We start from the raw sequence: 15,670 nt of genomic DNA on the forward strand, positions 1-15,670 counted from the left end.
AGCGCGAGCATGAACAAGAAGACTCGCCCTGCTTACCTGGGGGTAATGTTGGGGGTAGCGCTGATCGGCCTGGGCGTGGCGTATGAAAAGCTCTGGTGCGACCCCCGTGAGCTGTTGCAGGAACCTGCCGACCCGCAGGCCCTGCACCGGCTCAGCCGGGACGGCGTGACCGTGGAGTTCGAGGCCCGGCCACTGGCCGGGGGCTCGCTGCAGGAAGGCGGTTTCGCCAATATCCGTTTCAAGGTCAGCGACCAGACCAGCGGCCAGCCGCTGTCGGGCATGGCCCCGGGGGCGTGGATCGACCCGGCGCAGTCGGCCCCGCTGGGCGACCGCGCACAAAGCTGCAAGTCGCGGGTCGCACTGTTTCTCAAGAGCAGCATCGGCGCCCGGCCGCTGCTCGACCTGAACAGCTACTTTCTGCTGGTGCTGAACAACGACGCCAGCCTGACGGTGATCGACCCCACCGTGTCGGTGGGCGGCGTGACCAGCACCATGGCGCGCATCGACCTGCCCGGGCGACCCATGGACTGGGTGGCCACCGCCGACGACAAACAGGTGTTCGTATCGATACCCGAGCGCGGCAAGGTAGCGTTGATCGACACCGAAACCTTCACCCGTGTGGCCGACATGGACGCTGGCGAGCAGCCCTTGCGCGTGGCCTTGCAGCCCGATCAGTTGCGCTTGTGGGTGGGCAACAACAGCAGCGATGCGGCCAAGGGTGGGGTTACCGTCATCGATGTGCCCAGCCGCAGCATGCTGAAAACCTTCAACACCGGCAGTGGGCACCACGAAATCGCCTTCAGCGCTGACTCGCGCTATGCCTACGTCAGCAACCGAGACAGCGGCACCCTCAGCGTCATCGACATCCCTGAATTGCGCCTGGTCAAGACCCTCAAGGTTGGCCCGCACCCTCTGTCGGTCAGCTATTCGGCGTTGTCCCAGGCGGTGTATGTGGTGGATGGCGAAGAGGGCAGCGTGCGCGTGTTTGATGCCCGTAGCCAGCAGTTGCGCCACACGGTCAAGGCCACGCAGGGCCTGGGGCCGATGCGCTTCAGCAGCGATGGCCGCTACGGTGTCGTGCTCAACACCCTGGAAAACCAGGCCCTGGTGATCGACGCCAGCACCGACAAGCTGATCCACACCATTGCGGTGGCGGCCGAACCCTACCAGCTGACCTTTACCAAGGGTTACGCCTACATCCGTGGCCTGGCTTCGCCGAAGGTGAGCATGATCAACCTGGCCAGCCTGGGCGAAGGCCGTACACCCATCGTGCAAAGCTTCGAGGCAGGCCCGGCGGCACCGCGCCAGGCCGGTAACCTGCCGCTGGCCCAGGGGCTGTCGGTGTCGCGTGATGACAATTCGGTGTTCGTGGTCAACCCGGTGGACACCACCACCTACTTCTATGCCGAAGGCATGAACGCGCCAATGTCGGGCTACAACAACCGCGGCCACCAGGCCCGTGCCGCCATTGTCGTCGACCGCAGCCTGCGTGAAGTGGCGCCCGGGGTGTATGGCTCGACGGTGAAGCTGCCTGCTGCCGGCAAGTTTGACGTGGCCTTCCTGCTCAACCAGCCACAAATCATCCACTGCTTCAGCACCGAAGTGGCTGCGGCGCCCAACGCCAGCAAGCGCAAAGGCGCACATGCTGAGTTCATTGGCCTTGACCAGCCACTGCCGCAGCACAGCAACTTCACGGCACGGGTGCGTATTGTCGGTGACGACGGCCAGCCACGCCTGGGCCTGAACGACCTGAGCCTGCGCTACTTCCTGGCACCGTCGTCGATGCCGCGCAACCTGCAGCTGCAGGAAGTGGGCGAGGGCGTGTACCAGGCGGCGCTGACCCTGCCAGAGGCCGGCGCCTGGTACCTGCATGTGCAGTCGCCCTCGCTGGGGCACAAGTTTGCCGAAGACAACTACACCAGCCTGCGCGTCCTGCCGGCCGCAGCAAGCAACGCTTCCCAGACTGACGTGAGGAATGTGCGATGAACGCCAAGCATGCTTTCACACTGTTGGCCCTGAGCCTGGCGCTTGCCAGCAACCTGACCCTGGCCCACTCCGGCCACGACCACAGCGGCCATGCCGAGCAGCCGCCAGCGGCGCGTCAGGAAAAGACCAGCGTGCGCTTTGCCGATGTGTCGTTGCTGAATCAGGACGGCATGCCGGTACGCCTGGAGAAAGACCTGGTCGGCGACCACCTGGTGGTCATGGGCTTTATCTACACCAGCTGCACCACGGTGTGCCCGGTGGTGTCGTCGATCATGGGCAAGGTCCAGCAGCAGCTGGGCGGCCGGGTGGGCGAGGAAATCCGCCTGGTGTCGATCAGCGTCGACCCGCAGCGTGACGACGCCAAGCGCCTGCAGAACTACGCCAAGGCTTTCCAGAAGGGGCCAGGCTGGAGCTGGCTGACCGGCACCCCATACGCCATCACCGAAACCCTCAAAGGCCTGGGCAGCTTCAGCGCCGACCTCAGCCAGCACCCGCCGCTGATCCTGGTGGGTGACGGGCGCAGCGGGCACTGGACGCGCTACTACGGCTTCACCGACCCCGGGGTGCTGATCGAGGAGATCAACCGCCTCAGCGCCCGCCGGGTACATGCCAAGAGCACGGCAATTGCCGACCACCATGAGGTGCAACCATGAGCACGGCAAGCGCTCGTCGCGCGGGTATGCGGGGCTTCGACTGGCTGGTACTGGGCGGCTGCCTGTGGATTCTCGCCTCGGTGGCATTTGCCCACGAAGGCCATGGCCAGCAAGCACCTGTGCCACAACCGGCCCCGCAGGCGATGACCAGTGGCGGCGGCACCCGCGATGCCCAGACCTGGTTCACCGACACCGTGCTGAAGGACCAGAACGGCCGCGAGCTGCGCTTTTACAGCGACGTGCTCAAGGACAAGGTGGTGATGCTCAACGTGATCTTCACCCACTGCACCGACGCCTGCCCGCTGATTACTCGCAAGCTGCGCGAGGTGCGCGAAGCCATGGGGCCGCAACTGGCCAGCCAGGTGACCTTCGTGTCGATCAGCAGCGACCCGCTGAACGATACCCCTGAAGCACTCAAGGCGTTTGCCGAAAAGCAGGGTGTGGACGAGCCGAACTGGCTGTTCCTGACCGGGGACAAGGCCAGCGTCGACCTGGTGCTCGGCCGCATCGGGCAGTTTCTGCCCAGCCCCGAGCAGCATTCGACACAGCTGATTGCCGGTGATGTGGCCGGCAAGCGCTGGAGCAAGATTCGCCCGGATGCACCGCCTGCGGCGATTGCCCAGCGCATGCAGTTGCTGACGCAGCCACTGGCGGGTCGGTGAGTGCCATGGGCAGTATTACGGCAAGGCTGGCACAGATCCCTGTAGGAGCGGCCTTGCGTCGCGATCGGGCGCGCAGCGGCCGTAAAACCGGCACATGCGGTGCACCTGATGAAACGCATTCGCCTGTTCTGCGGCCGCTGCGCGCCCGATCGCGACGCAAGGCCGCTCCTACAGGGATTTGCGCCAGTTTTGCAATTGCGGTGCGCTATCTGGCATTCGCATTAAGCTTTGTCATGAGCAGCGCTGCATTCGCCCTTGACCTCACCGACCACGAACAAGCCGGCAAGCGCCTCTACCGCGAGGGCCTCTCCAGCAGCGACGCACAACTGCAGGCCCGGGTCGGTGCCAGCGACATGGCCGTCCCCGCCAGCGTACTGCCCTGTGCCAGCTGCCACGGCAGCGATGGCCGTGGCCGGGCCGAAGGCGGTGTGCGCCCGCCCAGCCTCGACTGGCAACGCCTGGCAATCGGCCAGGGCAAGCGCGAGGTCAATGGGCGTAGTTACCCGGCCTACACCGACAGCAGCCTGGCCCGGGCCGTCCAGCAGGGCATCGACCCTGCCGGCAACCGCCTGGACCCGGCCATGCCACGCTTCGAGCTGACCCTGGCCGACCAGCGCAACCTCACCGCCTACCTCAAGCGCCTGGCCCAGGAACGCGACCCCGGTGTAGAGGAGGGCGTGCTGCGCCTGGGCACCTTGCTCCCCGCCAGCGGCCCGCTTGCCGAAGCCGGGCAGGTGATACGTGCGGTACTGGAAGATGGCGTGGCGCAACTCAACCAGCAAGGCGGTATCCACGGCCGGCGCCTGCAACTGGTGGTGCTCGACCCAGGCCCCGACCCGCTCAGTGCCGAACGCGCCGTGCAGCAGTTGCTGGAACAGGAGCGGGTGTTCGCCCTGATCGCACCACTGGTGCCGATGCTCGACCAGCGCCTGGCCGCCTTGCTGGCGCCGCAGAACGTGCCGCTGATTGGCAGCACGCCGCGCAGCGGCGGCAGTGCGCAGATTTTTGACCCGCTACCCGGCCTGCCCGAGCAGTTGCTGAGCCTGGCCGGCCATGCTCGCACGGCGCTGGGCCTGGCCCCGGGCGACCTGCGCGTGGTGTATGCCGGCAACGAACAGGCAGCTGTGGCCGAGCAGCTGCGCGAACGTTTGCTGCAGCAGGGGTGGATGCCGCCCGCGATCCAGGCCTTCGACGGCCAGGCCGTGGACGGGCAGGGCATCGTCTTCCTGGGCCGCGCCCAGGCCTTTGCCGAGCTGGCCGCAGCGTTGCAGGTTGTGGGCCGCCAACCTTACCTGTTCGCCGCCTCCAGCCAGGTGGCCGGGGCGGTGGCGCGCCTGCCCGAACAGTGGTCGCAACGGCTGTTCCTGGCATACCCCTATGTGCCGGAAGACTGGACCGCGCAAGGCCTGGCAACCCTGGCCGGGCTGCAACAGCGTCAGGGCCTTGACCCACGCCATGCGTCGCTGCAGGTCAATACCCTGTGCGCACTGCGGCTGTTGAGCGAAGCCCTGAAGCAGATAGGCCGTGATGCCAGCCGCGAGCAACTGATTGCCGCGCTGGAAGGCCTGCACGATGTGGCCACCGGCCTGACCCCGGCACTGGGCTTTGGCCCCGGTCGCCGCCAGGGCATGGCCGGGGCGCATGTAGTGGCGGTGGCCCTGCCAGGGCCGCGGTTCACCTCGGTTACCCCCTACCAGCCAGTAGCGGACAGCCCTTGAACGGAGGTTGCCATGCGTATTGTATTGTTGTGCCTGTTGCTGGTGATGACGCGGGCAAGCTGGGCTGACGTGCCTGCCGCGCGGGTCAATGGCGTAGAGATCGGGCTGATGCGCCTGGAGCGCTACTTTGCCGAGTACCTGAATGCCCAGGGCCGTGCGCTGACCAGCATCCGCAACCCGAACCTGTACAAGCGCCTGCGCGACCAGGCGCTGAACGAGCTGATCGACAAGGAACTGCTGTGGCAGGAAGCGCAGCGCCAAGGCATCGCCATCAGCAATGAGCAAGTGGCGGCGCACGTCGGTGAGGTGGAAAGCGCCTTTGGCAGCCCGGCCATTTTCGAGCAGCGCCTGGCAGAGGCAGGCTTTGATCGGGCACAGTACACTGAATACACCCGGCACGAGATGGCGGCCCAGCAGGTGTATGCCCGGCTTAGCGCAGTCGACGCGCCGAGCCAGGCCGACGTGGAGGCATTTTATGATGCCAACAAAGAAAGACTGCAAGGAGCGCAGAACCAAAGTGATAACCCTTCGGTCATACGCGAACAGGGCCTGGTGTTGGCCAGGGCCTTGCTCATCAGTCAGACACAAGCGCAGGCGCGTCAATCCGTGCGCCAACGTTTGCGCGAATCCGCTACAGTGGAGGTCGCTGACTGAAGAGCCTGATGGCGTTGCCCCCAAAGCTGGGGAATCAGCATTTGGCAATGTGCCATCATTTTCCCCGCATGTGGGGAACCGGCGGGGTGTGCCTGCCCAACAGTTTTTGGGTGCTGGCCGGCATCCCAGTCAAATCAGTAAGTTACAGCGGTGCAACATGACTATTCACGCCTGGCACGAAGCCTGCTCAAGCCTGTACAAGGGCGCACTTCGCAGACCGGGTAACCGGGCAGTTCTTGGGAGTCGACCTTGGTGAACAGAGTATTGGTAGTCGATGACGAACAGACTCTTGCGCAGAACCTGCAAGCGTACCTGCAGGCGCAAGGCCTGGAAGTTCATGTTGCCCACGACGGTGCCAGTGGTATCGAACAGGCTGCAAGCCTGGCACCGCAAGTAGTTGTGCTGGATTACCGCTTGCCCGACATGGAAGGTTTTCAGGTGCTGGAGGCTGTACGCAAGAACAGGCAGTGCCACTTCGTGCTGATTACCGCCCACCCCACCGTCGAGGTGCGTGAGCGGGCCGCCGAACTGGGTGTGAGCCACGTCCTGTTCAAGCCGTTCCCGTTGGTGGAACTGGCCCGTGCAATCTTCGACCTGCTGGGCATCGAGCGCCGGCGCAGGGCCACGGACAACCCGGCAGAAGGGTTCGTCGAACGACGCCAGAACAGGAACGAATCGTTCCCCCTGCAGTTGTACGATGGAAGCTGGGTGTTGGCCGACCGCCGCCGTAACGGCGCCAAGCCACCTGGGCCCGACGACGATCAACTGCTCACAGGGGAATAGCGGCGCCCGCACCCCTGGCCGAGCCAGCCTGCGACGCGCCCCTGAGCGGAGTCGCAGGCCATGCCAGAAGCATTCGATGCAACCCGGGAAGCTTTACTGCCTGCACCGGCCTCTTCGCGGGTAAACCCGCTCCCACAGGATGTTTGCAGCCCACAGACCTGTGATGTACCTGTGGGAGCGGGTTCACCCGCGAAAGGGCCGGAACAGGAAAAACAATTCCAGGCCTACCCCCGCGACCTCCTGGCCCAGGCCCGCCTGCAAGCCACCGAAGAGCGCCTGCTCAACTGCCTGGAACGCCTGGCCTGCGACACCCCGGCCACCTTCACCAAACGCCTGGGCCTGACCCTGCACTACCCGGTGCTAGACAGCCACACCCTGCTGGCCAGCAGCCCACGCTTCGACAAGGTCAGCCTGGCCATGTGCCTGAAGCGCGAATTCGTGCTGATCGAGCAGGGCGGCCAACTGCTCGGCGTATTCGCCGACCCCTTCGACCATGCCCGCCTGGCCTGGATCGACGACGTGCTGCAAGGCGCGCCGCTGTACCTGGCCCACGCCGCCGAACTGGCCACCTTCCTGGCCCGCCACGAAGAAAGCTTCCACGCCGTCGATGCCCTCGACCACGACGCCGAGGCCAGCAGCGAAAGCGACCCGCTGCAACGGCTTTCGCTGGCCAGCATCAGCGAAGACCAGAGCCGCGTGGTCAAGCTGGTCAACTCCACCCTGTACGACGCCCTCAAGCTGCACGCCAGCGACATCCACCTGGGCATGACCGGCCAGGGCCTGACCATCAAGTACCGCATCGACGGCGTGCTCAACGGCGCCGGCAAAGCCAGCGGCAGCGCCTTCGCCGACCAGGTGATTTCACGTATCAAGGTCATGGCCGAGCTGGACATCGGCGAAAAACGCGTACCCCAGGACGGCCGTTTCAAGGTTGCCGTGGGCGACCGGCAAATCGACTTCCGCGTTTCGATCATGCCCAGCATCTTCGGTGAAGACGCGGTGCTGCGGGTGCTTGACAAGCAGGACCTGTCCGACCGGGTCAGCGGCGTGCAGCTGCAGGCCCTGGGTTTTGCCGACGAGACCTTGCGGGCCCTGCGCCGGTTGGCCGCTGAGCCCTACGGCATGATCCTGGTCACCGGCCCCACCGGCAGCGGCAAGACCACCACGCTGTACGCCATGATCAGCGAGATCAACCATGGCGTGGACAAGATCATCACCATCGAAGACCCGGTCGAGTACCAGCTACCCGGCGTGCTGCAGATCCCGGTCAACGAGAAGAAGGGCCTGACCTTCGCCCGCGGCCTGCGTTCGATCCTGCGCCACGACCCGGACAAGATCCTGGTCGGTGAAATCCGCGACCCGGACACCGCGCAAATTGCCGTGCAGTCGGCGCTTACCGGCCACCTGGTGTTCACCACCATCCACGCCAACAACGTGTTCGACGTGATCGGCCGCTTCAGCCAGATGCAGGTCGACCCCTACAGCTTCGTTTCTGCCCTGAACGCGGTGCTGGCCCAGCGCCTGATCCGCCTGGCCTGCCCACACTGTGCCACGCCTTGCGAACACGACGACGACACCCTGTTTGGCTCGGGCCTGACCCGCGAAGGCGTGGCTGGCTGGAAGTTCGTGCGCGCCCAGGGTTGCGGCCAGTGCCGTGGCAGCGGCTATCGCGGGCGCAGCGCCATCGCCGAACTGCTGCACCTGGACGACGACCTGCGGCAGATGATTGTCGAGCGCCGCCCCTTGTCGCAGATCAAGACAACAGCCTGCCAGCGCGGCCTGCGCCTGCTGCGGGCCTCGGCCCTGGACCTGGTCCGTGACGGCCGCACGACCCTTGAGGAGATCAACCGTGTCACATTCATCTGATCGTTGCTCTTGCAAATACACCGCCGTACTCGGCGCCGAAGGTGTCGGCCTGGGTCGCTGGCACAAGAACAACCACCAATGGCTGGGCAGCCGCGCGTTCAGCTGCGATGCCGCCCAACCGGCCTGGGAAGCCGCAGTGGATGCGCTGGCCGCATTGCTGGCCGAGCATGCCGTACGCGGTGCCCAGTTGCGCGTGTTGCTGTCGGCCCGTTACAGCCGCTTCTGCCTGGTGCCCTGGAGCGATGCCATCGGCCACCCGCGCGAGCTGGATGCCTACGCCCGGGCTTGCTTCGAAAACCTCTACGGGCAGCCGCTGGACGACTGGCGCATCGTGCTGTCGCCAGAGCCAGCGGGCGCTGCGCGCATCGCCACGGCGCTGCCCGAAGCGTTGCTGCAACGGCTGCAGGCGCTGGGCCGGGAAAGCCGCCTGAACCTGCGCTCGGTGCAACCGTACCTGATGGCGGCCTACAACCGCTGCTCGGCGCAACTGGAGCAGGGCGATTTCCTTTTCGTACTGGCAGAACCGCGCCGCAGTGTGCTGCTGCTGGCCGCCGGTGGTGCCTGGCAGCAAGTGCTGGCGCAAGGCTGCGCCGACAGCGACCAGGCCTTGCAGGCCTTGATCGAGCGCACCTGCGAGCTGTACGGCGAGCACCTGCCACGGGTCTATCTGCATGCCCCGGGCCGGGGCGACGTGCCGCAACTGGCGGCGGTGCAGCTGTGCCAGCCGGCCAGCGAAGCCGACCCGCTGTGCGCCATGTGGCGGGCGGTGGCCTGACATGCGCCGCCTCGACCTGGAATTCCAGCCCCGGCGCAGCAGCCCGTTGGCCTGGTCGCTGCTCGCCCTGGGCAGCGCCGTGGTCGCCGGCCTGGTGCTGCTGCAACACAACTTGCAGGCCGAGCAGGTCGACCTGGAGGCCAGCGTACATACCCTGGAGCTGCAACTGGGCCGCCGCCCGGCCACTGCAGCGCCGCTGAGCAGCGCCGCCAGCCGTGAGCAGGCCGAGCGCCTGGCGCAGATGCGCAGCGTTTCGCAGCAGTTGCAACGCCCGTGGCAACAGTTGTTCGCCATGCTCGAAGCCATGCCACAGGACGACGTCGCACTGCTTGGCCTGACCCCGGATGCGCGCAAGGGCCAGGTCCGCATTACCGCCGAGGCGCGCAACCTGGAAGCGATGCTGCAGTACCACCAGCGCCTGGATGCCAGTGACGAGCTCAGCGATGTGTCGCTGCTCAACCACGAGGTGCTGGCAGCGCAGCCCGAGCACCCGGTGCGCTTTACCCTTACTGCTACCTGGGAGACCGGCCATGCGCGCCCTTGACTCGCTCAACAGCCTGATCCTTCAGGAGCGCCTGCGCCGTGTCGGCCCGGTCGGCCTGGCGGCAGTCGCCGTCGGCTTGCTGGCCATCGGCGTGGTCGCTGCCGGGGTGCTTCCGCAGTGGCAGAGCGTACGTGAGCTGCGTGCTACCGAAGCAGACGCCAGCGTGCAGGTGCAGCGGGTCAAGCGCGGCGAGCTGAAGATTGCCGTCAAACCCGAGCAACAGGCACTGGACAGCCTGCGCCAGCAACTGCCGGGGCAGCCCCAGGCCAGCGAGCTGATCGAACGCCTGTACCACCTGGCCAGCGCCGAGCACATCAGCCTGGCCCGCGGTGAGTACGCCCTGGGCGTCGATCCCAAGACCCAGCTGGCGCGCTACCAGATCGTGCTGCCGGTACGCGGCAGCTATCCGCAGATTCGCGGCTTCCTCAAGGGCCTGCTCAAGCAACTGCCGACCCTGGTGCTGGAAGACCTGGAGCTGCAACGCAAACGCATCGGCGACAGCGAGCTGAACGCCCGCCTGCGCATGACCCTTTACCTGTCGAGGTCGTGATGAACAGACAACGTGCAGTGATCTGGGTTGGTTTTCTTGGCGTGAGCGCGGCGCTGGCCTGGGCGCCTGATCATTGGTTTGGGCAGGACGATGGCGTCGCGGCGTTCGCGGGTAAACCCGCTCCCACAGGGGCAGTGGACACCGCCAAATCTGTGGGAGCGGGTTCACCCGCGAAAGGGCCGGAACAGGCCTCCCGCAATCTGTTCCCAACCCAGCAATGGACCAAACCCCAAGCCCTGGCCACCGTCACCGAACAACCCGTCATCACCGCCCCGGTGGCACCCCCGGCGCCAACCGCCCCAGCCCTGCCATTCCAGTTCATCGGCCGCATGGGCGAGCGCGACGACCTGCAGATCTTCCTGCAGAGCGGCGAGAAACTCTACGTCGTGCGCCAAGGCGACGTCATCGAAGACACCTACCGCCTCGACCGCGTCTCGGCCAGCGAGCTGAGCCTGGTCTACCTGCCTTTGCATCAGTCGCAGACTTTGTCTGTAGGGAGCGCACCATGAAGTCGTCAAAGCTGTGCAAACCTGCTCCGTTCCTGCTGGTGGCGCTGTGCGTGGCCATCGCCGGGTGCGGCTCCAGCGCCGTGCGCAAGGACAGTGACCAGTTGTTGAAAGAGGGCCAGTACGAGGCGGGCATTGCCCGCCTGGAAGAAGCCCTGCGCGATGACCCGCGTGACACCGAACTGAACATCGCCCTGGCCCACAGCCGCCAGGCGGCGGTGGAGGCGCTGATTACCCAGGCCGACAGCGACCGCATTCGCCATGACTTCGCCAATGCCCGCATGGGCTATGGCCGGGTGCTGACCCTGGAGCCGAACAACCGCCGCGCCCAGGAGGGTATCCGCCAGCTCGAGCTGATCCGCACCCTCGACGAGCGTGTGGCGCTGGGCCAGGCGGCACTGCGCCAGGGTGACCTGTTTGGTGCCGAGCGCTACATGCGCGAAGTGCTGCGCCTGGACCCGCAGAACCAGAAGGGCATTGCCCTGCGCACCGACATCGAGAACGTCCAGGCGCGCACCGCGCAGCCGTTCCCGCAGCTGCGCAGCAAGCTGGAGCGGCCGGTCACCCTGGAGTTTCGCGACGCCAACCTGAAGACCATCTTCGAGGTGCTGTCGCAGGTGGCCGGCATCAACTTCATCTTCGACAAGGACCTGCGCCCGGACATGAAGGCCACCATCTTCGTGCGTGAAGTACGTATCGAGGACGCGATCGCACTGCTGCTGGAACAGAACCAGCTGCGCCAGAAGATCGTCAACGACAACACCCTGATGGTCTACCCCGACTCGCCGCAGAAGGCCAAGGACTACCAGGAACTGGTCATGCGCACCTTCTACCTGACCAGCATCGACGCCAACACCGCGCTGAACATGGTCAAGACCATGCTCAAGACCCGCGACGTGTTCGTTGACGAACGCCTGAACACCCTGACCATGCGCGACACCCCGGATGCCGTGCGCATGGCCGAGAAGCTGCTGCAGTCGCAGGACCAGTCCAACCCCGAGGTGGTGCTGGAGGTGGAGGTGATGGAAGTGGCCACTTCGCGCATCCTCGACCTGGGCCTGCAATGGCCCAACACCTTCGGCGTGCTGAACTCCGAGGGCAAGTCGGTCAGCGTGCTCGACCAGCTGCGCGGCATCGACTCCAGCCGCATCAGCATTTCGCCGGCGCCGCAGGCCAAGATCAATGCCCAGGACAAGGACATCAACACCCTGGCCAGCCCGGTGATCCGTGTCAGCAACCGCGAGCAGGCGCGCATCCACATCGGCCAGCGGGTGCCGATCATCAGCGCCACCTCGGTGCCGTCCACCCAGGGCCCGGTGATCACCGAAAGCGTCACCTACCTGGACGTCGGCCTGAAGCTTGAAGTGCAACCCACCGTGCACCTGAACAACGAAGTGGCGATCAAGGTGGCGCTGGAGGTCAGTAACGCCACCCCGCTGGAAGCCACCCGCCAGGGCACCATCCCGGTCCAGGTCGACACCCGCAACGCGCAGACCAGCCTGCGCCTGCACGATGGCGAAACCCAGGTGCTGGCCGGCCTGGTGCGCAACGACCACAACGCCAGTGGCAACAAGATCCCCGGGCTTGGCGACATTCCCGGCCTGGGGCGGCTGTTCGGCAGCAACAAGGACGACATGAGCAAGAGCGAACTGGTGCTGGCGATTACCCCGCGCATCGTACGCAACCTGCCGTACCAGAGCCCGTCGGACATGGAGTTCTCCACCGGTACCGAATCGGCCATGCAGGTACGGCAGATGGCGCCGTTGCCGCCGGTCGATGTGCCTGGCAATACGCCCACCACCGATGCGCCGGTGGTAGAGAGCCAGATGGCTGCCGCACCGGTCAACGGGAGCCCACGGCCATGAAAGCCCGGCGCCACATGCACGGCTTCAGCCTGATCGAGGTGGTGCTGACCCTGGCACTGCTCGGCCTGCTGGCCAGCATGGCCGCGCCGCTGACCGAAACCGTGGTACGCCGCGGCAAGGAGCAGCAGTTGCGCGAGGCGCTGTACCAGATTCGCGACGCCATCGACGCCTACAAGCGCGCCTTCGATGCCGGCTACATCGAGAAGCGCCTGGACGCCAGCGGCTACCCGCCGAACCTGCAGGTGCTGGTGGAAGGCGTGCGCGATGTGCGCAGTGCCAAAGGCGCCAAGTTCTACTTCCTACGGCGCATCCCGCACGACCCGCTGCTGGCGGCCAAGGACGAAGACCAGGGTGGCTGGGGCCTGCGCGCCTACGACAGCAGCGCCGACAGCCCGCGCGAAGGCGAGGACGTATTCGACGTGTATTCCAAGGCCCGCGGCAAAGGCCTGAACAACATCCCTTACGGGCAATGGTGACAGCCATGAAACGCAACAAAGGCTTCACCCTGATCGAACTGCTGGTGGTGATGGCGATCATCGCCACGCTGATGACCATCGCCATGCCGCGCTACTTCAACAGCCTGGAAAGCTCCCGTGAGGCCACCTTGCGCCAGAGCCTGGCAGTGCTGCGTGAGTCGCTGGACCACTTCTACGGCGACACCGGGCACTACCCCGACTCGCTGGAACAGCTGGTCGAGTTGCGCTACCTGCGCAATACCCCGATCGACCCGATCACCGAACGCAGCGATGCCTGGCAGCTGGTGCCGCCGCCAGAAGGCGTGGCCGGTGGCGTGGCCGATATCAAGAGCGGTGCAACAGGGAGGGCGCGTGATGGCAGCCTCTTCGCTGAATGGTAAGGCCGACGGCGGCTTCACCTACCTGGGCGTGCTGCTGCTGATTGCGGTCAGCAGCGTGGCCCTGGCCGCCACCGGCACGATCTGGGCCAGCGCCGCCCAGCGCGACCGCGAACGCCAGCTGCTGTGGGTGGGCAGCCAGTATGCCCAGGCCCTGCGCAGCTACTACCGCTCATCCCCTGGGCTGGCCCAGTACCCGCAGGAGCTGGCCGACCTGCTGCAGGACAACCGCTTCCCGCAGGCCAAACGGCACATTCGCCGGCTGTACCCCGACCCCGTCACCAACAGCGACGAGTGGGGCCTGCTGCGCTCGATCGACGGCCGCATCACCGGCGTGCACAGCCGCTCGGACCAAACCCCGTTCAAGCGCAGTGGCTTTCGCACCGAATGGAGCGGGTTCGAAGGGCTGGAGCACTACAGCGACTGGCAGTTCGTCGCCGAGCAGGCGTTTACCGAAAGCGCCGCCGGCGCACAGACCCACAGCGGCCCGGGAGATACGCCATGAACCGCCTGGCCGCGCTGTACCTGGGCCTGCTGTTGCTGGCCGTGCTGGCCACGTCGGCCAAGGCCGGTGAGGAAGACGAGATGCAGGGTTTTATCGTCGACAACACCATCTCGCACATCGGTCACGACTTTTACTACTACTTCGCCGACCGCCTGCGTGCCACCAGCCGGCTGGACTTCAACCTGGTGGTACGCGAACGCCCGGATGCCCGCTGGGGCAGCCTGGTCACGGTGGAGTTCGAGCGCGAGGTGATGTACCGGCGCTTCCTGCCACCGAACACCACCGAACTCAAAGACGAGGCCGTCGCAGCGGCGGACCTGGTCAAGCAGCAAATCATTCAACGCAAGCTGCAACGCCTGCTGCAGGACACCACCGACTTGGAGAGGGACGAGCTATGAACCACCGCATTCCACGTTGCATTGCCGCCTGCCTGCTGGCCAGCGCCTGCGCTGCCCAGGCCACCGAGCTGGTGTACACCCCGGTCAACCCGGCGTTTGGCGGCAACCCGTTGAACGGCACCTGGCTGCTGAACAACGCCCAGGCGCAGAACGACTACGACGACCCCGACCTCAAGGACCGCACCTCGGCCTTTTCCGGCACCTCGGCCCTGGAGCGCTTCAGCAACCAGTTGCAGTCGCGGATGTTGTCGCAGTTGCTGGACAACATCAGCAATGGCCAGACCGGGAGCATGGCCACCGACACCTTCCTGATTGACGTAATCGACGACTCCGGGGCCTTGAGCATCAAGGTCACCGATCGCGCCACAGGAGAAACTTCGATCATTGAGGTCAGCGGCCTGAACCCCTGAGAGGGAAGGGCTTTTATGTTGGGGAGAGAACACCATGAAACGTCTGCTGAGCACGCTGCTGATCCTCACCGCCCTGGGCCTGCAAGGTTGTGGCCTGCGCGAACCGATGCCCGCCGAACAGGACTCGGAAACCCCGACCCTGACCCCGCGGGCCTCGACCTACTACGACCTGATCAACATGCCCCGGCCCAAGGGCCGGCTGATGGCGGTGGTGTACGGCTTCCGCGACCAGACTGGCCAGTACAAGCCAACCCCGGCCAGCTCGTTTTCCACCAGCGTTACCCAGGGCGCGGCGAGCATGCTGATGGACGCCCTGAGCGCCAGTGGCTGGTTCGTGGTGCTGGAGCGTGAAGGCCTGCAGAACCTGCTGACCGAGCGTAAGATCATCCGTGCTTCGCAGAAAAAGCCTGATGTGGCGGAAAACATCATGGGCGAACTGCCCCCGTTGCAGGCCGCCAACCTGATGCTTGAGGGCGGCATCATCGCCTACGACACCAACGTACGCAGTGGCGGCGAAGGTGCCCGTTACCTGGGGATCGACATCTCCCGCGAGTACCGCGTCGACCAGGTAACCGTGAACCTGCGCGCGGTGGACGTGCGCACCGGGCAGGTGCTGGCCAACGTGATGACCAGCAAGACCATCTACTCGGTCGGGCGAAGTGCCGGGGTGTTCAAGTTCATCGAGTTCAAGAAGCTGCTGGAGGCCGAGGTGGGCTACACCACCAACGAACCGGCGCAGCTGTGCGTGCTGTCGGCGATCGAGGCGGCGGTGGGGCATTTGCTGGCGCAGGGGATTGAGCGGCGGCTGTGGCAGGTGGCGGGGGATGCGGGGGATGGCAAGGCTACGGTGGACAAGTACCTGAGCCAGAATCAGCCGCAGTGATTGGGTTTGAGGGCCTCTTCGCGGGGGGGACCCCCCCCCCCCCGAAAGCCCGGGGGCGC

General features: G+C 65.6%; 18 protein-coding genes. All 18 read left to right on the top strand.

What is annotated here, in order from left to right:
• Window positions 1-9: 9 nt before the first annotated feature.
• The 18 genes from IAE39_RS19840 to IAE39_RS19925 all read left to right on the top strand — a co-directional run bounded on the left by IAE39_RS19840 (window position 10) and on the right by IAE39_RS19925 (window position 15,611).
• Window positions 10-1,986, top strand: a complete 1,977-nt coding sequence (locus IAE39_RS19840; RefSeq protein ID WP_201205668.1) for a cytochrome D1 domain-containing protein — start codon at window positions 10-12, stop codon at window positions 1,984-1,986.
• Window positions 1,983-2,639 carry an SCO family protein gene (locus IAE39_RS19845; RefSeq protein WP_201205670.1) on the top strand — a complete coding sequence of 219 codons (657 nt, stop codon included), beginning with the start codon at window positions 1,983-1,985 and terminating at the stop codon, window positions 2,637-2,639. Before IAE39_RS19840 ends, IAE39_RS19845 begins: the two co-directional genes overlap by 4 nt.
• A complete protein-coding gene (locus IAE39_RS19850; protein WP_201205672.1) occupies window positions 2,636-3,301 on the top strand; it encodes an SCO family protein in 666 nt (221 codons plus the stop codon). Before IAE39_RS19845 ends, IAE39_RS19850 begins: the two co-directional genes overlap by 4 nt.
• Before the next feature lie 233 nt (window positions 3,302-3,534).
• Window positions 3,535-5,019, top strand: coding sequence for a cytochrome c/ABC transporter substrate-binding protein (locus tag IAE39_RS19855; RefSeq protein ID WP_201205675.1), 1,485 nt, complete (start codon window positions 3,535-3,537; stop codon window positions 5,017-5,019).
• Window positions 5,020-5,031: 12 nt separating this feature from the next.
• Window positions 5,032-5,673, top strand: coding sequence for a SurA N-terminal domain-containing protein (locus IAE39_RS19860; RefSeq protein ID WP_201205678.1), 642 nt, complete (start codon window positions 5,032-5,034; stop codon window positions 5,671-5,673).
• 249 nt (window positions 5,674-5,922) lie between these two features.
• Complete coding sequence (locus IAE39_RS19865) at window positions 5,923-6,456, top strand: response regulator (protein ID WP_201205680.1); 534 nt, start codon at window positions 5,923-5,925, stop codon at window positions 6,454-6,456.
• A 60-nt stretch (window positions 6,457-6,516) separates the two neighbouring features.
• The gene (locus tag IAE39_RS19870; RefSeq protein WP_236548713.1) at window positions 6,517-8,322 is read left to right on the top strand and encodes a GspE/PulE family protein; all 1,806 of its coding nucleotides are present in this window, start codon (window positions 6,517-6,519) and stop codon (window positions 8,320-8,322) included.
• On the top strand, window positions 8,306-9,097 hold the full coding sequence (locus tag IAE39_RS19875; protein ID WP_201205684.1) for a hypothetical protein: 792 nt from the start codon (window positions 8,306-8,308) through the stop codon (window positions 9,095-9,097). Before IAE39_RS19870 ends, IAE39_RS19875 begins: the two co-directional genes overlap by 17 nt.
• Window position 9,098: 1 nt before the next feature.
• Window positions 9,099-9,641: a pilus assembly protein gene (locus tag IAE39_RS19880; protein ID WP_201205686.1), complete on the top strand. Its 543-nt coding sequence runs from the start codon at window positions 9,099-9,101 to the stop codon at window positions 9,639-9,641.
• The gene (gene pilO / locus IAE39_RS19885; protein WP_201205688.1) at window positions 9,628-10,191 is read left to right on the top strand and encodes a type 4a pilus biogenesis protein PilO; all 564 of its coding nucleotides are present in this window, start codon (window positions 9,628-9,630) and stop codon (window positions 10,189-10,191) included. Before IAE39_RS19880 ends, pilO begins: the two co-directional genes overlap by 14 nt.
• A complete protein-coding gene (locus tag IAE39_RS19890) occupies window positions 10,191-10,700 on the top strand; it encodes a hypothetical protein (RefSeq protein WP_201205690.1) in 510 nt (169 codons plus the stop codon). Before pilO ends, IAE39_RS19890 begins: the two co-directional genes overlap by 1 nt.
• Window positions 10,697-12,562, top strand: coding sequence for a secretin N-terminal domain-containing protein (locus IAE39_RS19895; protein WP_201205692.1), 1,866 nt, complete (start codon window positions 10,697-10,699; stop codon window positions 12,560-12,562). The genes IAE39_RS19890 and IAE39_RS19895 overlap by 4 nt, the downstream gene beginning before the upstream one ends.
• The gene (locus tag IAE39_RS19900) at window positions 12,559-13,038 is read left to right on the top strand and encodes a type II secretion system protein (RefSeq protein WP_201205693.1); all 480 of its coding nucleotides are present in this window, start codon (window positions 12,559-12,561) and stop codon (window positions 13,036-13,038) included. The genes IAE39_RS19895 and IAE39_RS19900 overlap by 4 nt, the downstream gene beginning before the upstream one ends.
• Before the next feature lie 5 nt (window positions 13,039-13,043).
• A complete protein-coding gene (locus tag IAE39_RS19905; RefSeq protein WP_201205695.1) occupies window positions 13,044-13,418 on the top strand; it encodes a type II secretion system protein in 375 nt (124 codons plus the stop codon).
• Window positions 13,393-13,920: a type II secretion system protein gene (locus IAE39_RS19910; RefSeq protein WP_201205697.1), complete on the top strand. Its 528-nt coding sequence runs from the start codon at window positions 13,393-13,395 to the stop codon at window positions 13,918-13,920. The genes IAE39_RS19905 and IAE39_RS19910 overlap by 26 nt, the downstream gene beginning before the upstream one ends.
• On the top strand, window positions 13,917-14,318 hold the full coding sequence (csgE, locus tag IAE39_RS19915; RefSeq protein ID WP_201205706.1) for a curli production assembly/transport protein CsgE: 402 nt from the start codon (window positions 13,917-13,919) through the stop codon (window positions 14,316-14,318). The genes IAE39_RS19910 and csgE overlap by 4 nt, the downstream gene beginning before the upstream one ends.
• A complete protein-coding gene (locus IAE39_RS19920) occupies window positions 14,315-14,728 on the top strand; it encodes a curli assembly protein CsgF (RefSeq protein ID WP_201205708.1) in 414 nt (137 codons plus the stop codon). The genes csgE and IAE39_RS19920 overlap by 4 nt, the downstream gene beginning before the upstream one ends.
• Before the next feature lie 34 nt (window positions 14,729-14,762).
• Window positions 14,763-15,611 (top strand): CsgG/HfaB family protein, encoded by an 849-nt coding sequence (locus IAE39_RS19925; protein WP_201205710.1) that lies wholly within the window; start codon window positions 14,763-14,765, stop codon window positions 15,609-15,611.
• Window positions 15,612-15,670 lie beyond the last annotated feature (59 nt).

The organism is Pseudomonas sp. S37, from assembly GCF_016658545.1.
In the GTDB taxonomy this organism is placed as follows: domain Bacteria; phylum Pseudomonadota; class Gammaproteobacteria; order Pseudomonadales; family Pseudomonadaceae; genus Aquipseudomonas.